Source organism: Mucilaginibacter psychrotolerans (assembly GCF_004519315.1).
Lineage (GTDB): Bacteria > Bacteroidota > Bacteroidia > Sphingobacteriales > Sphingobacteriaceae > Mucilaginibacter > Mucilaginibacter psychrotolerans.
The window spans coordinates 81,614-104,771 of sequence record NZ_SOZE01000015.1 but is presented as its reverse complement, the minus strand read 5'-3'; the positions used below and the strand labels follow the sequence as shown (position 1 = coordinate 104,771).

General features: G+C 47.0%; 19 protein-coding genes and 1 riboswitch. Of the genes, 10 read left to right on the top strand and 9 right to left on the bottom strand.

The features are described from left to right. Window positions 1–45 precede the first annotated feature (45 nt). Genes E2R66_RS15545 through E2R66_RS15520 form a run of 6 tightly spaced genes read left to right on the top strand, consistent with a single transcriptional unit; the run spans window position 46 to window position 6,202 of the window. The gene (locus E2R66_RS15545) at window positions 46–1,005 is read left to right on the top strand and encodes a stage II sporulation protein M (protein ID WP_133235253.1); all 960 of its coding nucleotides are present in this window, start codon (window positions 46–48) and stop codon (window positions 1,003–1,005) included. Continuing rightward, complete coding sequence (locus E2R66_RS15540) at window positions 1,002–1,955, top strand: hypothetical protein (protein WP_133235251.1); 954 nt, start codon at window positions 1,002–1,004, stop codon at window positions 1,953–1,955. Before E2R66_RS15545 ends, E2R66_RS15540 begins: the two co-directional genes overlap by 4 nt. Next, a complete protein-coding gene (locus E2R66_RS15535) occupies window positions 1,955–2,695 on the top strand; it encodes a hypothetical protein (protein WP_134737936.1) in 741 nt (246 codons plus the stop codon). Before E2R66_RS15540 ends, E2R66_RS15535 begins: the two co-directional genes overlap by 1 nt. Continuing rightward, entirely contained in the window at window positions 2,692–3,882 is a 1,191-nt protein-coding gene (locus tag E2R66_RS15530; RefSeq protein ID WP_133235247.1) for a DUF4350 domain-containing protein, read from the top strand. The genes E2R66_RS15535 and E2R66_RS15530 overlap by 4 nt, the downstream gene beginning before the upstream one ends. After that, window positions 3,872–4,849 carry an AAA family ATPase gene (locus E2R66_RS15525; RefSeq protein ID WP_133235245.1) on the top strand — a complete coding sequence of 326 codons (978 nt, stop codon included), beginning with the start codon at window positions 3,872–3,874 and terminating at the stop codon, window positions 4,847–4,849. Before E2R66_RS15530 ends, E2R66_RS15525 begins: the two co-directional genes overlap by 11 nt. Before the next feature lie 6 nt (window positions 4,850–4,855). Continuing rightward, window positions 4,856–6,202 (top strand): DUF58 domain-containing protein, encoded by a 1,347-nt coding sequence (locus tag E2R66_RS15520; protein ID WP_133235243.1) that lies wholly within the window; start codon window positions 4,856–4,858, stop codon window positions 6,200–6,202. A 249-nt stretch (window positions 6,203–6,451) separates the two neighbouring features. On the opposite strand, the gene metF is transcribed toward E2R66_RS15520, so the two are convergent. The 3 genes from metF to hflX all read right to left on the bottom strand — a co-directional run bounded on the left by metF (window position 6,452) and on the right by hflX (window position 12,860). Then, a complete protein-coding gene (metF, locus tag E2R66_RS15515) occupies window positions 6,452–7,408 on the bottom strand; it encodes a methylenetetrahydrofolate reductase [NAD(P)H] (protein ID WP_133235241.1) in 957 nt (318 codons plus the stop codon). 123 nt (window positions 7,409–7,531) lie between these two features. Then, a complete protein-coding gene (gene metH / locus E2R66_RS15510) occupies window positions 7,532–11,251 on the bottom strand; it encodes a methionine synthase (protein WP_133235238.1) in 3,720 nt (1,239 codons plus the stop codon). 197 nt (window positions 11,252–11,448) lie between these two features. Beyond that, window positions 11,449–11,559, bottom strand: a riboswitch (SAM riboswitch). 116 nt (window positions 11,560–11,675) lie between these two features. Further along, window positions 11,676–12,860 carry a GTPase HflX gene (hflX, locus tag E2R66_RS15505; protein WP_133235236.1) on the bottom strand — a complete coding sequence of 395 codons (1,185 nt, stop codon included), beginning with the start codon at window positions 12,858–12,860 and terminating at the stop codon, window positions 11,676–11,678. Window positions 12,861–13,111: 251 nt separating this feature from the next. On the opposite strand from hflX, the gene E2R66_RS15500 reads away from it, so the two are divergent. Together E2R66_RS15500 and E2R66_RS15495 are read left to right on the top strand one after the other, a co-directional pair. Next, entirely contained in the window at window positions 13,112–13,354 is a 243-nt protein-coding gene (locus tag E2R66_RS15500) for a DUF433 domain-containing protein (protein WP_133235234.1), read from the top strand. Further along, a complete protein-coding gene (locus E2R66_RS15495) occupies window positions 13,344–13,697 on the top strand; it encodes a DUF5615 family PIN-like protein (protein ID WP_133235232.1) in 354 nt (117 codons plus the stop codon). Before E2R66_RS15500 ends, E2R66_RS15495 begins: the two co-directional genes overlap by 11 nt. Window positions 13,698–13,704: 7 nt before the next feature. Here E2R66_RS15495 and E2R66_RS15490 read toward each other — a convergent pair whose 3' ends face one another. From E2R66_RS15490 to E2R66_RS15470, 5 genes are all read right to left on the bottom strand, one after another. Then, the gene (locus tag E2R66_RS15490; RefSeq protein WP_133235230.1) at window positions 13,705–15,126 is read right to left on the bottom strand and encodes an ATP-dependent DNA helicase; all 1,422 of its coding nucleotides are present in this window, start codon (window positions 15,124–15,126) and stop codon (window positions 13,705–13,707) included. Window positions 15,127–15,185: 59 nt separating this feature from the next. After that, window positions 15,186–15,968: an indole-3-glycerol phosphate synthase TrpC gene (gene trpC, locus E2R66_RS15485; RefSeq protein ID WP_133235228.1), complete on the bottom strand. Its 783-nt coding sequence runs from the start codon at window positions 15,966–15,968 to the stop codon at window positions 15,186–15,188. A 177-nt stretch (window positions 15,969–16,145) separates the two neighbouring features. Next, window positions 16,146–16,715 (bottom strand): anthranilate synthase component II, encoded by a 570-nt coding sequence (locus E2R66_RS15480; protein ID WP_133235226.1) that lies wholly within the window; start codon window positions 16,713–16,715, stop codon window positions 16,146–16,148. 85 nt (window positions 16,716–16,800) lie between these two features. Next, a complete protein-coding gene (locus E2R66_RS15475; protein WP_133235224.1) occupies window positions 16,801–18,210 on the bottom strand; it encodes an anthranilate synthase component I family protein in 1,410 nt (469 codons plus the stop codon). A 211-nt stretch (window positions 18,211–18,421) separates the two neighbouring features. Then, a complete protein-coding gene (locus E2R66_RS15470; protein ID WP_133235222.1) occupies window positions 18,422–18,868 on the bottom strand; it encodes a cytochrome B in 447 nt (148 codons plus the stop codon). 267 nt (window positions 18,869–19,135) lie between these two features. Here E2R66_RS15470 and E2R66_RS15465 point away from each other — a divergent pair, with 267 nt between their 5' ends. Beyond that, window positions 19,136–19,684: a hypothetical protein gene (locus E2R66_RS15465; RefSeq protein ID WP_133235220.1), complete on the top strand. Its 549-nt coding sequence runs from the start codon at window positions 19,136–19,138 to the stop codon at window positions 19,682–19,684. A 38-nt stretch (window positions 19,685–19,722) separates the two neighbouring features. Here E2R66_RS15465 and E2R66_RS15460 read toward each other — a convergent pair whose 3' ends face one another. After that, window positions 19,723–20,916: an anhydro-N-acetylmuramic acid kinase gene (locus tag E2R66_RS15460; protein ID WP_240049332.1), complete on the bottom strand. Its 1,194-nt coding sequence runs from the start codon at window positions 20,914–20,916 to the stop codon at window positions 19,723–19,725. A gap of 120 nt (window positions 20,917–21,036) precedes the next feature. Between E2R66_RS15460 and E2R66_RS15455 the strand changes: the two genes are divergently transcribed. Beyond that, window positions 21,037–22,956 (top strand): glucosamine-6-phosphate deaminase, encoded by a 1,920-nt coding sequence (locus E2R66_RS15455; protein WP_134737935.1) that lies wholly within the window; start codon window positions 21,037–21,039, stop codon window positions 22,954–22,956. The last annotated feature ends 202 nt before the right edge of the window (window positions 22,957–23,158 follow it).

Genomic DNA, 23,158 nt, shown 5'->3' with positions numbered 1-23,158 from the left:
TTTTTGTTGTTATTTTAAACAAAAATATCCTAAGCCGCGGAAGCAATGAGAGAGGCCCTGTTTATTAAGCAACGTACCGAAAAATGGAAGGAGTTCGAGAACATCCCGGGCAATGATCCGGATGTGCTGGCCAGCCAGTTTATTATGATAACTGATGACCTTGCTTACGCAAAAACCTTCTACCCTAAATCAAACACTACCAACTACTTAAATGGGCTGGCATCGCGGTTCCATCAAAGTATTTACAAAAACAAAAAGGAGGACCGCAACCGTTTCCTGCTTTTTTGGAAGGCAGAACTGCCCCTGCTTTTTTACCAATACCGCAAGCAATTGCTCTATTCGTTCGTCTTCTTTTTTACCTTCAGCATGATGGGGGCACTCTCTGCCAAGTACGATGATACCTTTGTGCGGTTGATATTGGGCGACGGCTACGTAAACATGACCAACGAGAACATTGATAAAGGCGACCCCTTTGGCGTGTATAAAGATAAAGACCAGGTGATGATGTTCTTCCAGATAGCCGAAAACAACCTCTATATTACCGTAATCAATTTCGTTGCCGGCATATTCTTATCTATGGGTACGCTTTACATTTTATTGCAAAATGCCATTATGCTGGGTTCGTTCCAGTATTTTTTCATCGCCAAAGGCCTGGGGCTGCAATCTTTACTGGTTATCTGGATCCACGGAACCCTCGAAATATCCTGCATTATCATAGCCGGTGGTGCGGGGCTTATACTGGGCAACAGCCTTATCTTCCCCAAAACTTACAGCCGGATAGCTTCGCTTAAAAAAGGCGCAGCCGATGGCATGAAGATAACACTGGGTATTTTGCCCATAGTTGCGCTGGCAGCAATTTTCGAAAGCTTTGTAACCCGCCATACCGAGATGCCCAGATGGCTTAGCTGCGGCATACTGCTGGGCTCTTTTTTATTCATCATAGGCTACACAGTCATATACCCTGCCAGGCTGGCCCGTAAACTTAACATCATCACCCAAAAATGAAACCGAATATAGAACTAAGGCAATCGCGCAATTTTGGCGAGATCATCAACGATAGCATCCTCTTCGTTACCCAAAACTGGAAACCATTATTTAAAGCCTTTTTTATTTTTTGTGGCTTTTTTATGGCCGGCAACATTATTTTCTCCATATTGATGCAGCTGAAAATAGTGGCGATACACAAAAACGACCTTAGCGACTACCGCCGTTCGGGGCTTTCGTTCCTTGGCATTGAGTATTGGATGGTGCTGCTGTTCTCGTTCCTTAATATCATATCCATTATAACAACCAGCCTTTGCTATGTTGCGTTGTATAAAGAGAAGGGTAACCAGCCCCCCAACGTGGCCGAGATATGGGTGTATTTCAAATACTATTTTTGGCGGGTAACCTATTCTGTATTTATGCTGGGTATCTTGTTGATGTTTGCCATATTCATATGCTTTTTGCCCGGGTTGTTTTTTGTTACCATAGCTGGCAGCATGATTGGCGGCTTTGTTTCTTTATTTTGCGTATTGCTGCCCATGGCTTATTTTGTTACGGTATTAACGTTGCTGTTCCCTATTATGATTATGGAGAACGGCGGCCTTTGGTATTCCTTCGGCAAATGCTTCAGATTAATCAAAAGCCGCTGGTGGAACACCTTTGGCGTGGTTTTCGTAACGGCTATCGTAGTGTATGCAACCTATCTGCTGGTTGCCTTGCCGTTCGGCGTGGCATCGGGTGGTAGCATCCAGTTCCTGGCTTATAACGTTACCACCTATCTTATTGTAATCTACAGCATAGTAATAAGCCTGATTCAGGTACTAAACGTACTGCCCATGGTAACCGCAGCCATTACCTACTTTAGCTACGTGGAGGAAAAAGAAAGCCTGGGCCTCTGGGAGCGCATAAATGCACTTGGCGAAGCCGCAGCCGCTACCACAAATGCTGATGAAACCCCTGACGAGTACTGATGGACATGCACAGATTTTTATTAATGCTTTTGTTTGTTTTTGGGGCGACAGCTATAACATATGGCGCCCCCGGCAAACATTCGCCGCCGAAAAAACCAGCGGTAATACAGGTCGACAGCAGCCGGTTGCAGGAGCGCTATTTCGACAACAAAAAGATAAGCGGCTATTCACAAGACCCCGAACTTAGATACGACAAGAACGATTTGGAAGGCGAAAGCCTGTGGGATCAGTTTTGGACAGCCTTTTGGCGTTGGGTAACCAGGCACCTTTTTGCCAGTAAACAAACGACAGAATTAGTCTATTACATCATCATTGGGATAGGCGTATGCTTAGCCACCTATATTTTGATGCGCATATCGGGCATCAGCACATCGTCTTTACTGCGGGGCAACGCGAGGGCCGTGCCGCTATATTATTCAGAATCTGCCGAGGATATACACCTGTACGATTTTGATACTGAAATTGAGAAAGCCGTGGCTGTAGGCAACTACCGATTAGCCGTGCGCTTGTACTATTTGTACACCCTTAAGCAACTGCACGATGCCCGCCTGATAAACTGGAAGATTGAAAAAACAAACTCCGCGTACCTGGGCGAAATACCCGATGGTGAGAGGCGGCAACTGTTCGGCTTGCTTACCCGCAAATTCGAGTACATTTGGTACGGTAATTTCTATATCGATAGCAGCGCTTTTAACGAGCTAAGCGCGCAATTCAAGCAATTTAAAAAGGCTATCAAATGAAAGATTTCAAAGTCTACCTCAGCATAGCCTCTTTATTCCTGCTGGTTTATCTGGTGGCCGAGTATAAACGCCCCAAACCAATCGACTGGACACCCACCTTTTTGAAGAAGGATAAGATACCCCTGGGTACCTATGTATTGTATAACCGACTGCGCGATATTTTCCCGGGGGCCGACATACGAACCTACCGCGAGCCGGCTTACAACGTACTGGCAGACCATGGCATAAAGCACGCCACATACCTTATCATTGCCAATAAAGTAAATATTGACAAAGCCGATTATAGCAGACTAAGCGCTTTTGTAAAACAAGGCAACAACGTTTTTATAGCAGCCACCTATTTTGGCGATTTTTTACATAAAGAACTAAAGGTGGATGCAGATTCCTATTCGGAATATAGGATGGGGACAGATTCCCTCCATTTCGTGAACCAAAAGCTCGATATCAGTAAAATCTACATGGTGGAACCGGAATTGCAAAGTGCCCATTTCGCCGAATTCGATACGTTAAAGGCTATTGTGTTGGCACAAGACAGCCATCAGCAAACCACGTATATCAAATTCCCAATGGGCAAGGGCGCGTTGTACCTTAATACAACCCCGCATTTGTTTACCAACTATGGGCTTCTGGACCAGGGCGGCGCGCAGTATGCATCTACTGCACTGTCTTATCTAAAAACTGATAAAGCTTTGATATGGGACGAATACTACACCCTGGGCCGTGGAGGAGAGCAATCGATAATGCGGGTATTTTTTAAATCGCCGCCGCTTAAGTGGGCCTATTTCCAGGCATTAGCAGCGCTAATTTTATATGTACTGTACCAGATGAAACGCCACCAGCGCATTATTCCCATCGTTGAGCCATTGGCCAACAGCACCCTGGGCTTTGTGCAGGTAGTGGGCCAGTTGTATTACGAAAAGCGCAATAACCACAACATCGCGCAAAAAAAAGCAAGCTATTTTTTAGAACACCTGCGGCAGGATCATCGCCTGGTAACCACTATACTCGATAAAGATTTCACCCAAAGCTTCGCCAATAAAACAGGTGTTGATTACCAACTAGCAGAAAAACTGGTGGCCGCCATCAGTTATGTAGAACGCCATACGTCGGTTACCGACCGCGAACTCATTGAACTAAACCAGCTCATAGAAAATTATTATACCCAAACCGGCTCTTATGGAAAATGAAAATTTTGAACAACGCACAGACCTTGGCAAGCTAAGCAACGCCGTAGCGCAAATAAAAGCAACCCTTGCCAAAATAATAGTGGGTCAGCAACAGGTAATAGATCTGATTATTGCCGGCATATTGGCCGATGGTCATATACTGATAGAGGGCGTGCCCGGAGTGGCCAAAACGCTTACCGCAAAGCTGGTAGCTAAAGCAATAGACGCCAAATACTCGCGCGTGCAATTCACGCCCGATCTGATGCCATCTGACGTGTTGGGTACTTCGGTATTCAACCCGCAAAGCGCCTCTTTTGAATTTAAGCGCGGCCCTATATTCGGAAATATCATCCTGATTGATGAAATAAACCGTGCGCCTGCCAAAACACAGTCGGCTTTGTTTGAGGTGATGGAAGAGCGACAGGTGACCATGGATAGCCATACCTATAAAATGACCGAGCCATTCATTGTGCTGGCTACCCAAAACCCGGTGGACCAGGAAGGCACCTACCGCCTGCCCGAAGCACAGCTGGACCGTTTCCTGTTCAAGATAGAGATAAAGTACCCATCGCTTGAAGAAGAGATTGCCATAGTAACCCAACAACACCAGCAAAAAACACTAGACCAACTGGCGCTTGTGGAGCCTGTTTTGGCGGCAGAAGACATCATTGCCCTAAGGCAGCAAGTACGGCAACTTTACGTGGAACCCAAGTTACTGGCTTTTGCGGCGCAAATTACGCACGAAACGCGCAACAACCGTTCGGTTTACCTGGGCGGTTCGCCGCGCGCATCGCTGGCAATCATCAACGCAGCTAAGGCAATAGCGGCTATCAACGGACGCGATTTTGTAACACCCGACGATATCATCCGTGTAGCCGCTCCGGTTTTGAGACACCGCATTATGCTTACCCCTGATAAAGAAATGGAAGGCGTATTGCCCGATGATGTGATAGCGCAGATCATCCAGAAAATAGAGATACCTCGATAAGCGCCGGTGAAGAAGTTATTCAAACTGTTTTACACCGATCTTTTCCTAACCAGCAGGCTATTTGCATTGCTGGCCGGTAGCGTTGTGCTTTTTTTACTTTGGTTCTTTTTCCCATGGTTGGGCGTGGTGCCGAAGCTTTTCTTTTGGGGGATTATAGTTACGACCTTTGTAGATTTGGTGCTACTTTACCGCATAGGCAATGCCATATTTGCCAAAAGGCATGCGCCCGAAAGGTTGAGTAACAGCGACGATAACGAATTGGGCATTTACATCGAAAATCGTTATTCGTTTACCGTACAGGCTGGTATTATAGACGAGATTCCTGTACAGTTTCAGCGGCGCGATGTTTTATTTAAGACCACGCTGAAAGCCGGCGAACATAAGCTCATTAGCTATGCCTTACGGCCGGTTAAACGCGGCGAATATGCGTTTGGCAGCATCAGGGTGTTTGTGCGTTCGCCGCTTGGGCTCATCAGCCGCAGGCATAATTTCGAACAGGCTGAAACGCTGCCGGTTTACCCCTCTTTTTTGCAGATGCGCAAATATGAGCTGCTGGCCATATCAAACCGACTGAATGAACTGGGTATCAAAAAAATACGCCGCCTTGGCCAAAGCCTGGAGTTTGAGCAAATAAAAAATTACGTACCCGGAGACGATTACCGCAACATCAACTGGAAAGCCTCGGCACGACAGGGCAGCCTGATGACCAACTCCTATACCGATGAGAAATCGCAGCAGGTGTATTGTGTGATAGATAAATCGCGCGCCATGAAGATGCCTTTCGAGGGTTTGAGCCTGCTGGATTATGCCATAAACGCCAGCCTGGTGCTTAGTAATATAGCACTTTTAAAAGAGGATAAAGCAGGACTGATAACTGTTGCCGAAAAGATTGGCGCCGTATTGCCCGCCGATAAAAAACCAACGCAAATAAACAAGATACTGGAGATCTTATACAAAGAGAAAACCCGCTATCTGGAAATCAACATGGAGGCCCTGTACAGCACCATACGCAACGTATTGAAGCAACGTAGCCTGGTGGTGTTTTTTACCAATTACGAGAGCCTCCCCGCGCTGCAAAGGCAATTGCCGTTTTTGAAACGCATAGCGCGTTTCCATTTATTGCTGGTGGTTTTTTTCGAGAATACCGAATTGAAACAGGTGAGCGAGCAACCCGCACGCGATGTAGAAGGCATATACATCAAAACCATCGCCGAGAAATTCGCTTATGAAAAGAAGCTAATCATGAAAGAGCTGGCGGCCCACGGCATCCAAGCCATCCTTAGCACGCCGCAAAACTTAACCATCAATACCATCAATAAATATCTGGAGCTGAAGGCTAGGCAAAAGATATAAGGGTTTCCCGGGAGCCTTTTCCAAACTTGTCATTTCGATGAGCAGCGGGTAGGAAACGAGTGATGGGGCTAAGAGAAACTATCTCTTGAGCGATAGCGAAAAATCTTCTACGCACAGCCGACGACTAAGCAAATCGAAATCCAAAGTGCAATTGCACGCCGCATAAGATTTCTCACCTCCTGCGCACACCTCCTGCGTTTCAGGTTCGAAATGACATGGTGTTGGATTGGTGCTGGTTTGATTGGCTTGCTAAAATATCGCCTCCGCAATCTTTTTCGTTGGCCCCGGGTTACCCATGGTGTAAAAATGCAATACCGGCGCGCCGAATTTCACCAGTTCTTTGCATTGGTTGATCATCCATTCTATACCGATATCCTTCACATCCTTTTCTGCTTTAGCGCCCTGTATAGCATCGCTCAAGTCCTCCGGAATATCGATGTGGAAGGTTTTGGAAAGGTTCACCAACTGCTTTGATGTGGTGATAGGTTTTAAGCCGGGTATAATAGGCACATTGATGCCGTTTGCGCGGCAGTTGTTTACAAAATCGAAATACTTCTTATTATCGAAGAACATTTGGGTTACAATGAAGCCTGCCCCCATATCTACCTTTTGCTTGAGGTATTTAAAATCAGTTTTCATGTTCGGTGCCTCGAAGTGTTTCTCGGGATACCCGGCAACACCCATGCAGAAATCTGTTTTCAGGATGCCTTCGTGGTTCTCATGCAAGTAAATACCTTTGTTCATGTTTACTACTTGCTGCAGCAGGTCGGTAGCGTAGCAGTGACCGTTTGGCGTAGGCACAAATGAGGCATCGCCACGGCGTGCATCGCCACGAAGGACTAAAACATTCTCTATGCCCAGAAATTGCAGGTCAATAAGGCCGTTTTCGGTTTCGTCTTTAGTGAACCCACCGCAAAGCAAATGGGGAACGGTATCTACCTTGTACTTGTTCATAATAGCCGCGCAGATGGCAATAGTGCCCGGGCGTTTGCGGTAGGCCAGTTTCTCCAGCAAGCCGGTTTCGTGCTGCTTGTAGATATAATCCTCGCGCAGCGAAGTAACATCAATAAACGGCGGCTTAAACTCCATCAGCGGGTCGATAGCGTTATAAATACCCTGGATGCTTTCTCCCTTTAATGGCGGGATAAGCTCGAAAGAGAATAAGGTTTTGCCGTTGGCGTTAGCGATGTGTTCGGTTATCTTCATTTTAGTGTTGTCTCTCTACCACGTCATTGCGAGGAACGAAGCAATCTCCAGACTTTGCATGCCGCTTAGCATGTGTAGAGATTGCTTCGTTCCTCGCAATGACGCGTGGTTATTGGCGTCGTATCAATAATTAATGTTAGGGCCAAGCCAACGCTCAACCGTTTCGAGGTCCATATTCTTCCTTACTGCGTAATCCTCCACCTGGTCTTTACTTATTTTACCCAGCCCGAAATATCTAGCCTGCGGATGCGCAAAGTAGAAGCCGCTCACCGATGCTGCCGGTGTCATGGCCAGGCTTTCGGTGAGATGCATTTGGGCATTGTCCTCGGCTTTTAGTATTTCAAACAATGTGGTTTTCTCGGTATGATCCGGGCAGGCGGGGTAACCCGGTGCCGGGCGGATGCCCTGGTATTCTTCTTTGATGAGTTCGTCGGTACCCAACTGTTCGCCTTTGCTGTAACCCCAGTATTCTTTACGCACCAGTTCGTGCATTTTTTCGGCGAAGGCTTCTGCAAGGCGGTCGGCAAGGGCCTTGGCCATAATGCTGTTGTAATCATCGTGATCGGCCTCGAATTCGGCAACCAGTTCGTCGCAGCCTATGCCGGTGGTTACGGCAAAGCCGCCCCAATAATCGGGTACTCCGCTATCCTTTGGCGCGATGAAATCCGATAGCGCATAGTAAGGCTCGTTTTTGGCCTTCTCTGCCTGTTGGCGCAGCGTGTGGATACGCGTTAGCAGGGTAGTGCGTGTATCATCGGTATAAATTTCGATATCATCCCCAACGCTGTTTGCCGGCCAAAAGCCTATAACGGCATTGGCGTGCAGCAATTTGTTATCTACGATGCGTTTCAATAATACCTGCGCATCGTCAAACAGTTTTTTTGCCTCAGTACCTACATATTTATCGTTAAATATTTTCGGGTAGCTGCCGCGCAGTTCCCAGGTATGGAAGAATGGGGTCCAATCAATATACGGCACCAATTCCTCCAGCGGGTAATCTTCAAAAACCTTAGTACCGGTAACGGCTGGTTTGGGCGCTATATCGCCATCTAAACTTATCTGAAATTTACCGGCACGGGCTTCTTCTATGCTAATGAAGCGTTTATCGTTCTTTTTATTAGCATGTGCCTCGCGAGCCTTTTCGTATTCGTCTTTAATGCCCTGTATGTAGGCATCGCGATTATCGCGGTTCATCAGGCTGCTGCAAACGGTTACGCTGCGCGATGCATCCAACACGTGAATGGCAGGACCGGAATAATTCGGCGCAACCTTTACCGCCGCGTGGATACGCGAAGTGGTGGCACCGCCAATAATGAGCGGAATCGTGAATCCCTGCCTTTCCATCTCTTTGGCAAAATGCACCATTTCATCCAGCGATGGGGTTATTAACCCACTTAGCCCAATGATATCCACATCATGTTTTTTAGCTTCCTCTATAATGCGTTGTGCAGGCACCATCACCCCAAGGTCTATCACCTCGAAATTATTACAAGCCAGCACCACACCCACAATGTTTTTACCGATATCGTGCACATCGCCTTTTACGGTAGCCATCAATATCTTGCCCGCATTAGCGCGGCTGCCGCTGCTATCTTCACCGGCATCTATAACGCGTTGTTTTTCCAGTTCTATAAAGGGCAGCAGGTACGCTACGGCCTTCTTCATTACGCGGGCCGATTTTACCACCTGTGGCAAAAACATTTTCCCGGCACCGAATAAGTCGCCCACCACATTCATGCCGTCCATCAGGGGGCCTTCAATCACCTCCAGTGGCTTGGCGAATTTCTGGCGGGCTTCTTCCACATCCTCGTCCAAATACTCGATAATACCTTTCACCAGGGCGTGCGACAAGCGTTCCTCTACCGGGTTTTTACGCCATTCCTCATCGCGTACGATCTCCTTGCCTTTACTTTTAATGGTATCGGCAAATTCAACCAAACGCTCGGTAGCATCGTCGCGGCGGTTTAACAGTACGTCTTCCACCAGTTCCAGCAGGTTCTTTGGAATTTGCTCGTAAACCTCCAGCATACCGGCGTTTACAATGCCCATATCCAAACCGGCCTTAATGGCGTGGTAAAGGAATGCCGAGTGCATGGCCTCGCGCACGGTGTTGTTCCCCCTAAAAGAGAAAGAAATATTACTCACCCCGCCGCTCACCTTGGCGTAGGGCAGGTTGTTTTTTATCCAGCGGGTAGCTTCAATAAAGTCTACCGCGTAGTTGTTATGCTCTTCTAAGCCCGTTGCCACGGTCAGGATGTTCGGGTCGAAAATAATATCCTGCGGCGGGAAGCCTACTTCATCAACCAGGATGTGGTAGCTGCGCCCGCAGATTTCTTTGCGGCGTTCTAATGAATCGGCCTGGCCGGTTTCATCGAAGGCCATTACTACGGTTGCTGCGCCGTAGCTTAATATCTTGCGGGCATATTCTTTAAATTTCTCTTCGCCTTCTTTCAGCGAGATAGAGTTTACGATACCTTTTCCCTGTAAACATTTCAAGCCCGCCTCTATAACCGTCCATTTACTGGAATCGATCATGATGGGCAGTTTGGCTATATCAGGTTCTGATGCAACCAGGTTGAGGAATTTCACCATTACGGCTTCGGAATCGATCATTCCCTCATCCATGTTGATGTCAATTACCTGCGCGCCGCCTTCTACTTGTTGCAGGGCAACGGTAAGGGCAGCCTCGTAATCTTCGGCCAAAATCAATTTGGAGAATTTTGGCGAACCCGTGATATTGGTACGCTCGCCAATGTTTACGAAGTTTGTTTCAGGGGTAAGCGTAACAGATTCCAGTCCGCTGAGGCGCAAGAATGGCGCTATCTCGGGTTTTTTGCGTGGCTTGTATTTAGCAGCTTTTTCGGCAATACACTGGATATGATCCGGCGTGGTACCGCAACAACCACCCACGATGTTGACCAACCCGGCCTTGATGAAATCATCAACCTGGTGGGCGGTTTCGTGCGGGGTTTCGTCGTAAGCGCCAAATTCATTCGGCAAGCCTGCGTTCGGATAAGCAGAAATATATACGCCTGCCTTTTCGGATAATTCCTCCAAGTGTGGCCTCATTTCGCGGGCACCCAAAGCGCAATTCAAACCAACAGATAGCAAATTGGCGTGACTGATGGAATTCCAGAAAGCCTCCACCGTTTGCCCCGAAAGCGTCCGGCCCGACGCATCGGTAATGGTACCGGAGATCATCACACCGCCCGAATCCCTAAATGCCGGGTAATCCTTACCGGCTTCCTTACATTCTTTTTTATATCTATCGATTGCAAACAGCGCAGCCTTCGCGTTCAGCGTATCAAAAATCGTTTCAACAAGCAGCACATCCGAACCGCCATCAACCAGGCCGCGTACCTGTGCGTAATAAGCCTCGGCCAAATCATCAAAGGTAACAGCGCGGTAACCTGGGTCGTTAACATCGGGCGATAACGAGGCTGTGCGGTTTGTTGGACCAACAGCACCCGCCACAAAGCGTGGTTTTGCCGGGTTTTTGGCCGTGTACTCGTCGGCTACTTCGCGGGCTATACGGGCACCTTCGTAGCTTAGTTCGTAATCCAGTTCTTCCAGGTGGTAATCTGCAAGCGATATCTTTTGCGTACTGAAGGTGTTTGTTTCGATGATATCCGCCCCGGCATCCAAATATTCGGCATGGATAGCCTTGATTACATCCGGGCGTGTGATATTCAGCAGGTCGTTATTGCCTTTCAGGTCGCTGGCATGATCGCGGAAACGCTCCCCACGGAAATCCTCCTCGGTGAGTTCGTACCGCTGTATCATGGTGCCCATTGCCCCATCAATAACCAGGATGCGTTTTTCTAGTTCTTTTCTAATGTCCATATGATGATTTCACCGATTATTTTTTGTGATTCCACCGATTAGTTGAAATTTGATTCCACTGATTGCTCGATGATTGCACCGATTGCGCAAACAAAAATCGGTGTAATCAAAATCCAATCGGTGAAATCGATTAAAAATCGGCGTAATCCCAAAAACGTAGCTTATCTCGAAAAGTCAGGATGTAATTGTATGACTTTCGCTTATCTTTCCTAACCGATTTTCTCCCGGTTAAGTAGAATGTAGCACCTTGTAAGCACAGGTTGCCAAGACATCGCAGGGTCTAATCCCTCCGCCTTTCTCCATAAGCATTACAAATATGACTATTAATGTTGTAATGTGCAAGGCTGCGCAAGTATGGGGAAATAAAGTTGCCGTATGGCAAGTTTATTTCCCCGGAGAGCGGTTGAAACAGCGGTTTTGTGGCTTAGTAAAGCAGATTATCGTATGGGTACCGCTCGGTATGGATGGTCTTCACCGCATCGTAAAGCATCGTTTTAAACTCTTCCACGTTTTCTTTTTCGGTAGCAGAGATGAAAATAGCCGGGGCGTTATTTTTAGCCATCCAACTGTGATTAAAGTCGTCCATGTTCAACGGCGTGTCTTTGATGTCGATGTTATGGTCGGCAGGGTTAAAGGCATCTATCTTATTGAATACCGTGATGGTTTTTTTATCAACCACCTTCAAATCCTTCAGGGTTTCGTTTACGGTGCGTATCTGGTCCTCAAACGTTGGGTGCGAAATATCTACTACGTGTATCAATATATCTGCTTCGCGCACTTCATCCAGGGTAGATTTAAAGCACTCCACCAAATGGTGAGGCAGCTTGCGGATGAAACCTACCGTATCTGACAATAAAAACGGCACATTCTCTATCACCACTTTGCGCACGGTAGTATCCAACGTAGCAAACAGCTTATTTTCGGCAAATACGTCCGATTTTGCCAGCATGTTCATGATGGTAGATTTACCTACGTTGGTATAACCCACCAAAGCCACGCGGATCAAAGCCTGGCGGTTTTTGCGCTGGGTTTCGTTCTGCCGGTCGATAAGTTTAAGTCGTTCTTTTAATAAAGAGATCTTATTCAGAATCAAACGCCTGTCGGTTTCTATCTGGCTTTCGCCCGGGCCACGCATACCAATACCGCCCTTTTGGCGCTCTAAGTGCGTCCACAAGCGGGTTAATCGCGGCAACAGGTATTGCAACTGGGCTAGTTCCACCTGCGTTTTGGCCTGTGCCGTTTGGGCGCGACTTGCAAAAATATCCAGGATAAGGTTGCTACGGTCCAGTATCTTTACCTGCAGTTCGCGTTCGATGTTGCGCATTTGTGATGGCGTAAGCTCATCATCAAACACCACGATATCTATTTCTTCGGCAACAACATATTCTTTTATTTCATCCAGCTTACCGGTACCCACAAAGGTGGAACGTTCCGGGCGCTGCAGTTTTTGGGTAAAGGTTCTCACGGTGAGGCCGCCGGCAGTGGCAACCAAAAATTCTAACTCTTCTAAGTATTCTTTTTCGCGTGCTTCCGTTTCGTTGGGGGTAATCACCCCAACCAGCACAACTTTCTCCTGCTTCACAGCAGTATCATAAAATTTCTGTTTCATAAATCAATATAAAGATACGCGGATTTACGCATTAATGCGCGTGGCGTATTCGATAAACAATAGTTGGTGCGGCTTATCTTAGCCAACAATGGAATTCATCAATTAAACGATGAAGGGCCTGGAGTGTTTGAGGATTACATTTTTTACTAGTAGCGCAGCAAAGATAATGTTTTTGCGGGGAAGATGAAATGGGTTAACGGATATTCAGGTTGGTGTTTTGTTGGTTATGGAAGTTTGCTTAACTTTAAATTATGAATGATATCCAAAAAGCCTTGCTTAGCCGCATTACTTTTATCCCTGATTTGCTTAGCGGAAAGCCGACTATCCGGGGAATGCGTTTTCCGGTGAGTGATATTTTGGAGTTGCTTTCATCTGGATTATCTGATGCGGAAATCTTAGAGCAACATCCTATTTTAGAAAAAGAAGATATTAAGGCAGCACTGTTCTATGCTTCACTGAAAATAAAAAACACTGTTGTAATACATGCCGCATGAGCAATGGGAAATTTGGTTAGACACGCAGATTTCACCAATTATTGCAAAATGGATGAATGAATACACTGGCTATGTTGTAAAATCATCCTATAGCCTAAATTTACACTTCCTCAAGGATAGTGAGATTTACTATAGAGCAAAAGCGGCAGGTAATGTCATTTTGGTTTCTAAAGATGCAGACTTCCCCATCCTAATTACCCGTCTCGGGGCACCACCTAAATTAATAAACATCAAAATAGGAAATTGCGACAACCGTACACTATGGGCTTTCCTTAAGCCTAATATCCTTAGTGCCATCGATATCTGTGTATTATCGGATGTTGAAATAGTTGAATTGGAGTAGACCTATTCTACACCACCCACCAGTGTTTTACCAAATGCAATTCCTTTCGGGCGCGGGTAACTGCCGTGTACCACCATTTGCAAAGGCTGGCAGGAGGCATCCTAAACATGGTATTATTTTCATTATCCAGGAAAAGATAGACGTTATTCCATTCGCCGCCTTGTGCTTTATGACAGGTTACCGCATAGCCATAAGTAGCTTTTAAGCAGTTATAATAATCATCTCCCAACATCGCTTCCCGGTATTCTTCGCTTTTAGAGGATATCCCTTTTTCGCGCATGCGGCTATGAAAATCAACCATCAGTTCTTTCGTTTGTTCTTTAGTCAAACTGCCGTTTATGCTTTTGAGCGCATTAACCGAGAGCTGCATTTTGAACTCCGTATCAGATAAGAAAGTTCGCACGGTAACTTTTTGAAATTTAAGCCCGCCCCGCCAGGTAACCTCGCCCAGGGCAGTTACCGTTACAAAATCGCCATTTGTTAGCGGTACTTTATGGTTGTTTTGGGTTACTAATAGTACCTCGCCCGTTTGCAAGTCTAAATTTGCATCGCCAAGCAGTTTATTCCGCATAAAACGATTGATTTCATACACTCTTAGATTAGTCCGCGCTATAGCAAGTGTTTCCGTCGGGCCTGTTTCGGTGTATTTCTCAAAATACCTGTCCAGTTGTTCGTCATCAGCAGGGTGCAACTTTACGTTGTTAAGCTTAGATGCCGGTAACTTTGGATATAATTCAAAAACGCCGCTATCATGCATATCGCGGATGTCGCCGGCAAGTTTTAATATGTCGTTGCCACTGTCGGTCCGCTCAATTTTAGATAACGTGACGGATACGGCTACCTTATTTTGGCTGTTCAACCAATTCTTATCAAGTGCCGGGCTAAAGGGCTGGCCTATTGGCGGCAACTGGCATGGGTCGCCCACAAAAATAATCTTGTTATTGCCCACCACCTCAAACAGGTCGTCTAAAAGCACACCCGAGCCAAAAGTGGCGGGCATGGAATCACTTTCCTGAAATTCGCCCGAAAGCATGGATGACTCATCGACAATATAAAGCCGTTTTTTATTGTCGGCTATACGGGTATTAAACTGCATAGAAAGCTGCGCAGCGTTGCTAGCAGTTGCGCCCGATGGATTATCGTCGAGCCCGTTGACCCCAATAAAGTTATAAAGTTCGCTATGTACAGTGCGTGCGGTAAAACCGGTTTTCCCTTTGAGTACCGTGGCGGCGCGACCTGTAGAAGCTAACAGGCAAAACTCTTCCTTTTCTTCCTTCAGCTTTTTGGCGAGGGCCTGCATCAGGTACGTTTTGCCGGTTCCTGCATACCCCTTCAACACAAAGACATCGATAGATGGGTGCGCCAGAAACTTCTTTATTGCAGTAAAGGCAGCCTTTTGGTCGGCATTAAAGTTCAGGTTATCGGCCATACAATTACTAAATTATTGAATTTATTTAGCAATTAAGCGGGGTAAGCATATTTTCGATATTACAACCCTTTCACAAATTCGCGCATCGCTTGCCCTGGATCTGCCTGCTTCATAAAGTTTTCGCCGATGAGGAAACCCTGGAAGCCCACTGTCTTCAAATCTTTGATGGTTTGCGTATCGCTGATGGCACTTTCCGAAATCTTTAGAAACTCATTGGGGATATGATCTACCAGATCGTAAGAGTTTTGTACCGATACCGTGAAATCAGCCAGGTTGCGGTTGTTTACGCCAATGGCATCGAGGTTAGTATCTATGCTGCGCTCCAGTTCTTCCAGGTTGTGTACTTCTAAAAGAACGTTGAGCTCCAGGCTTTTGGCCAAGCCCGCGAGGTTTTTTATTTCTGCGGGAGTAAGGATGGCGGCTATCAGCAATATAATATCTGCACCAAGGGCTTTTGCCTCTACAATCTGGTACTCATCTATCATAAAATCCTTACGCAGCACCGGTACGATATTTGCGCGGCGGGCACGTTTCAGATCCAGCTTGCGACCGCCGAAGAAGTTGCGGTCGGTCAATACCGATAGCGCCGAAGCACCGGCATCGGCGTACTGTTTAGTTACTTCTTTTACCAGCGCTTCATCATTAATAATGCCTTTGGATGGCGACTTGCGTTTAAACTCGGCAATAATACCCGTCCGATCGGGTACCAATAAAAAATCTTTAAAAGAATACGTTTCCCGGTGGAAATACTCTGATTCCTCCAGTTCGGTGTAGGTGGTTTCGCGTTTGTCGCGAGCCACTTCCCTTTTTTTGTATGCTACTATTTTATCGAGTATGTTCATTTCCACAAATTTATAAAACCCGTTGTCATTTCGAACGAGCGATAGCGAGGAGAAATCTTGTTAGGCAATCCATTAACGCAGGCAAAGCGGCTCTGCATATCGAACAAGATTTCTCTTCGCCCACCCGCGCTTTCCCGCCCGCTGCTCATCGAAATGACATGAGGGAAAGGTTCGGCTTTATCCGTTCAACCAGTTCGCCATCATTTCCTTGCCGTATTCGGTCAATACCGATTCAGGGTGGAACTGCACGCCGCGAACGTCGTATTCTTTATGCCTTAAAGCCATTACCGAATTATCTTCCTCATCAATGGCGGTAACTGTTAGCACCTCCGGCAAATCCTTTTCTACTACCCAGCTATGGTAACGTCCTACTTTAAAGCATTCCGGCAGGCCTTTGAAAAGCTGCTCGGTATCGTCGGTAACTTTTATGGGCGTGGCAATGCCGTGCATGGGCTGCGGCAAATTGTATAATTTGCCACCGAACACTTCTGCAATGGCCTGCTGGCCGAGGCACACGCCAAAAATGCTTTTGGTGGGCGCGTATTTTTCTATCACCTGTAGTAACAACCCTGCCTCAGACGGTATGCCCGGCCCCGGCGAGAGGATGATATGGCTGTAAGCATCTACATCGGCTATATCAAACTGGTCGTTCCGCCAAACGTCGCATTCCAGGCCAATTTCATTAACCAAATGCACCAGGTTATAGGTGAACGAATCGTAATTGTCTATTATTAATATATTGCTCATTTTTCTGAACCTTGATTTTTAGGATTTCAGGATTACCCTGAGCCTATTTGTGTTTACCTAATCTCTATTCTCCAGCCTCTAATCTCTAAATAGATTCCGCCACCTCTATCGCTTTCCTTAGCGCGGCTATTTTATTATCTACTTCTTTCAGCTCGCTTTCAGCAACGGAGCCGGCTACTATGCCCGCGCCTGCCTGGTAGTGCAGCGTGTTGTTCTTGCTCAAAAACGAGCGTATCATGATAGCGTGATTAAAATCTCCGTTAAATCCGAAGTAACCGATGGCACCGCTGTAAAAGCTGCGTTTGGTTTTCTCGTTCTCGTCTATAATTTCCATGGCACGATATTTTGGCGCGCCGCTTAGCGTGCCTGCCGGGAATGTATCTGCTACTATTTTGAATGAAGATACGCCGGGCTTCAGCTTGCCGCTTACATGCGATACCAGGTGGATAAGATGCGAATAGTATTGTACTTCTTTAAAAGCCTTTACGCTTACCTGCTCGCAATGGCGGCTCAGATCGTTACGGGCCAGGTCAACCAGCATCACGTGCTCTGCAGATTCCTTGGGGTCGGCTTCCAACTGGCGGGCTATCTCTGCATCCTTCACATCGTCACCACTCCGTTTAAACGTACCGGCTATCGGGAAAATGCTGGCAACACGATTCTTAACGGTAATCTGCGCCTCTGGCGATGAACCGAAGATCCTGAAATCGCCGAAATCGAAATAGAATAAATATGGCGACGGGTTGATAGAACGCAGCGCACGGTACACGTTGAATTCATCGCCCAGAAACTTACGCGAGAACGCCCGCGACGGTACAATCTGGAACACATCACCACGGTAGATATGCGTTTTCATCTTCTCTACAATGGCAATGAACTCCTCGTTGGTCAAATTCGATTGCTCGGCTTCCTTGCTCTCGAAAGTGTACTCGGGGAAGTTTTTGTTTTTGATAAGGTATTCCAGTTTTTCTAAACCATTGGTTTCGGGCTGGCCGTCTATCTGGTTATGGAAAATATAAAGTTCGTTCTTGAAATGGTCCACCGCAATAATGTAGCTGTAGATATGGTATTGCATCACCGGTATCTTGCGCGGATTGTCGGGCGTTACCTTTAGCTTAATGGTTTCGAAATGTTCAACTGCTTCGTGGGTAAAATAGCCAAACAATCCATTAGAAATAACCTTGCCCACTTGCGCATCGGTGTCAAAACGGCTTAAGAAATTATTGATCTCGTCTGTTAGTTCGAAGGTGCCCGGTGCGCTTACTTCGGTGCTGCCATCGGGGAATTTCTTTTTCAGTTCGCCATCATCCAGCACAAAACCGCTGATGGGTGCGCAGCAAATATAGCTCAGGCTGTTTTCGCGGCTGTGGTAGTCGGAGCTCTCCAGCAGCAACGAGTTTGGGAATACATCGCGCAGGCGCAGGTAAATGCTAACCGGCGTGGTGGTATCAGCAAGTAGCTTTTTATGTGTGGTATTTATTTTAAAAGTCTTCATTTTTCAATAGCTCATTAAACAAAAAAAACCCGGCGGATTGGTGCTCGCCGGGTTTCAATATAGGTTTGTATTTGATTAGTAATGCATGTCAAAAACTATCCGGCTGCCAATTTTATTTGGTGCCACCAATTGTTATTGTTCAAAGTTTTTTTCATGATCGGGCAGCAAATTTATAAAGAAAATCGAAACTGCAAACTTTTTCTGTTCTTTTTTAATTACTCATGCCAAAAAAGGCACGTTTGCTTTGCGCGATAGACACAACTATCACTATAATAGCCAGTAAATAAAATATGGCGACGGTGCGGTGCTTGTTTACCGCGAGTATTTCTTTCTTGGATTTAGCGTGCCCGATAGTAATCAAAACGATGGCAAATATCATCATGCTGATGTGCTCAACCGTCCAATAACGGGCGGTGGCTTCGTGCATAGTTTCTTTGGCAAACTTTACAAAGGGGCTTAAGAAGTACAGCACCAACCCTATCAGCAGCTGCGTATGGGCCGATATCAGGGCAAACAGGTTAAGCTTGCGGTTGCCTTCGGTGTATTCTTTTTGGCCAAACCAGCCGGCTAAGGATTGCACAATAGCCAGCAAAATTAAAACCATTACGATGTATCGGAAGCCGGAGTGCGCCAGGAGGACGAATTTGTATAAATCCATGGGATAAAAATTTTGTTCGAATATAAAAGTTTTCAGTAAGAAAAGACAGACGGAGATTTTTTAACCACGGAGTACGCGGAGGATACGCAGAGGTTCACAGAGCCTGCTAAGCGTTTAAATATCTCTGTGCCTTCTCTGCGCCTTCTCAGTGTAACTCTGTGGTTAAAAAAAAGCTACAAGGGGAAACAAAATTTCCCCACTAAAATCATTGGGCTAATGCCTTCGCCAGTCGACGCAAAACGTTACATTTATGGTGCTGATTAATTTATGGATTGTATTTCTTTTGACGTATTTATTCCCGATGAAAAAAAATTCAGGCCCTCTACTGATGGGATTGTTTTGGGGTTATTTGTTGCCGTAATTGCAACAAATTGGATAGCTGCAGATTTTGCGCCATTCGCTGCTTTCGGTGCTTTTGCTACCTGTATCTATTTTTTGACAGGGACTTTTTGGCGAAAGAAACCATTGGAAGGAACCATAGCCGGAACAATAAAATTCTGCAACCATAAAATAATGGTAAACAACGAAACCATTTCACTTGATAATGTAACGGAGATTGATTTTTTATTTTCAAACTATTATCGAAAACGTGAACCAAACGGACGAAGAAGTTTTAACCCTGTATTTTCTCAAGGGGTAGATAATTACGTCACCTATGTTGATAGGGCGGGCGACAAATACATCATTAACTTCAGACTCAAAACCGAAGACGAACATTACGAATTAGTGCCTTTTGCTAACCAGGCTGTGAATGCCGGCAAGATGTCAGTAAACAGGGCCGTTGAGCTTTTTGGTGATAAGGGCTTTTTCTTTTAACCATAGCGATGGGGTTGAAACTCGCCACTACGGTTACGCTATAAGGGAAAACTAAACTTCCCCATCAGCACTTTCGGGTTGTTGCCTATCGCCGTTGGCTCGCCACAGAGGGCTTCGTTGCCCAACAGCGCAAATAATATCGCTTCTTTAGCATCGGGGTTAATGCCCAGTTCGCTGGTATCGGCCAGGGCAACGCCGGGCAACGCCCGTTTGATGTAATCGGTCACGAAAGGGTTCCTGGCCCCGCCGCCACTTACAAATATTTTCATGCCGGTAGTAGAAAAGTTGGATGCGATGAACCGCAGGATGCTTCGGCCGGTGAAAGCACTTAACGTAGCCACTAAATCGGCTTTGGGTAAATTTAGGGTACGGGTGGCTTGCTGTGCATCGGCTACAAAATTCAAATTAAAAAGCTCTGGTCCGGTGGTCTTTGGCAGGCTTTCGTTAAAAAATGGATGGTGCAGTAGGGCATCCAGCAACGTTTCATTAACCACCCCCGAATAGGCTATCGCCGAATCCTCGTCGTAAGGCTGATCGAAGTAAGCACGGCAGGCAGCATCAATCAGTGTATTGCCCGGACCGATATCTGTACACATCACTTTGGTGTAATCGGCATCTGCCGGCAGGTAGGTAAGGTTGGCAATGCCCCCGATATTGAGCAGTATCCTGTCCTCGCCGGGTTTGCTACCCAACAGCACATCGCCATAGAGGGCCAATGGCGCACCCTCGCCACCGGCTGCAATATGTTTCTGGCGGAAATCGCTGATGGTTAATATGCCGGTTTTTACGGCTATGTGGTCGGCATCACCAATTTGCAGCGTAGCGTTACTGTATCCGGCTTGCCCATGCAAACGTTTTGGCGCGTGGTAAATGGTTTGCCCGTGACTGGCGATGAAATCGACATCGCCAGGGGCAACGCCCCATTCCGCAAGGGACTGTAATATCAATTCCGCATGGAAGCTACCAATATAGGCATTCAGTAACGTCACCTCTTCCAGGTTCGCGTGCTTTTGGGCAAATACCTGCTGTACTTCTTTTTTGAAAGTTTCGCCGTAGGGAATAGTGATGTAATGGATAAGCTTAAACTGCGTTTGCAGTCCGCTGCCGCTAAAGCTGCAAAGCGCAATATCCAGCCCGTCCAGCGAGGTGCCCGACATTAGCCCAATGCCCAGCCGCTCCTCTTTTTGGGCAACGGCGAATAGTTTTTGCAGGTTTTTGTTCAATGCTGGCATGTGCTTATTTTTACCGGGACGGGTGTACGCACAAATGTAAATTAAAATGTCCTGTATATAAATAACGTATATATTTGTTTCAACCCATTGTACACCCATTACCAACCCTAAGCAATTTTTATGGCACGATTAAATTTACTGGAAGAGACACGTTACGAGAAGCTGCCGGTTAGCGTTTACGCCGACCAGAAAGCGGCATCGCTGGCGGTAGCGGCACGCATAGCGGCTTTGATTCGCGGCAAACAGGCTTTGGGCCAGCAAACCGTTTTAGGCCTGGCCACCGGCGTTACGCCGATAGGCGTGTACGCCGAGCTCATCCGTCTGCATCGCGAGGAAGGACTGTCTTTCAAAGACGTCATTACCTTCAACCTGGATGAGTACTACCCCATGAAGCCTGATGCTGCCCAGAGCTACGTCACTTTCATGAACGAGAACCTCTTCGACCATATCGATATCGACAAAAACCTGGTACATATCCCCGATGGTACCCTGGAACAGGAAGATGTTGCTGCTTTCTGTTTGGATTACGAACGCCAGCTGTCGGAACTCGGCGGCTTGGATTTGCAATTACTGGGTATTGGCCGTACCGGCCACATCGGTTTCAACGAGCCGGGTTCCGCCCCTAACTCGGGTACACGTTTGGTTACGCTTGATGATTTGACCCGCCGCGATGCTTCCCGTGATTTCGGTGGCAAGCAGAATGTGCCCACCAAAGCCATCACTATGGGGGTTGGTACCATCTTCAAGGCCCGCGAGATCATCCTGATGGCCTGGAGCGCCAAGAAAGCATCCATCATACGCAAAGCCGTAGAGGGCGAGATATCAGGAGACGTGCCTGCTACCTTCCTGCAGTTGTCCGACCATGTGGAGTTCGTGCTTGACGAAGGCGCAGCATCGGGTCTTACCCGCTTCGACACCCCATGGCTGGTAAAAGATTGTGTTTGGGACAATAACCTGAAGAAGAAAGCAGTGATCTGGCTATCCTGCGCCGTTGGTAAACCGATACTGAAACTAACCGAAGAAGATTACAATAACCACGGCATGGCGCAGTTGGCCGTAGAGCAAGGGCCGGTGTACGACATCAACATCGATATCTTCAACCAGATACAGCATACCATCACCGGATGGCCGGGCGGCAAGCCGGGTGCCGACGATAGCCAACGCCCGGAACGTGCCGAGCCGGCAAGGAAAAGGTCGATTGTCTTTTCACCTCACCCTGACGATGATGTCATCTCGATGGGCGGTACTTTCATCCGTTTGGTTGACCAGGGACATGATGTGCATGTAGCTTACCAAACTTCGGGCAATACCGCCGTTTGGGATGATGATGTATTACGCTACGTTGAGTTCGCCATCGATTTTAAGGAAAGCGTAGGCGAGGATGCCGCTGAACTGAAGAAGCTTTATGGCGAGATGCGCCATTTCATCGAGAACAAATTGCCTAACCAGATAGATACCCAGGAAATACGCAACGTGAAAGGCTTCATCCGCAAAACGGAAGCCATTGCCGGCGCAAGGTTCGCGGGCGTGCCGGATAGCAATATCCATTTCCAGGCTTTGCCTTTTTACGAAACGGGCAAGACCAAAAAGAACGCTGTGGGCGAAGAGGATATTTTGTTAACGATGGAGCTATTGCGCAAAGTGAAACCCCACCAGGTTTTCGCCGCAGGCGATTTCGCCGACCCTAATGGGACGCATATCGTATGCTTCAACATCATCCTGGCTGCCCTTACCCGTTTGAAAGAAACCGAGGATTGGGTAAAAGATTGCTGGATGTGGCTGTACCGTGGCGCATGGCACGAATTCGCCACCCACGAGATTGAGATGGCGGTGCCGCTTTCCCCTGCCGAGGTATTGCGCAAGCGCGATGCCATCTTCAAGCACCAAAGCCAGAAGGACCGCCCCGTGTTCCCCGGCGACGATGCCCGCGAGTTTTGGGTGCGCGCCGAGGACCGCAACCGTGAAACTGCCATAAACTACGACAAACTTGGCATGGCAGAATACGCGGCTATGGAGGCCTTTGTGAGGTATAAATTTTAATATAACAACCGTAGAGGCGCGATGTTTCGCGCCTCTACCTATTCACCTCCGCGTCATTGCGAGTATCCATCAGGGGGTAACCCTGAAAAAAAAGGTTATGACGTGCAAAAATATATACTGATAATCAATAACTTAAAACCACGTCATTATAAGGCACGAAGCAATCTCTACACAGGACAAGCGGTAATGTATAGCCGGGAGA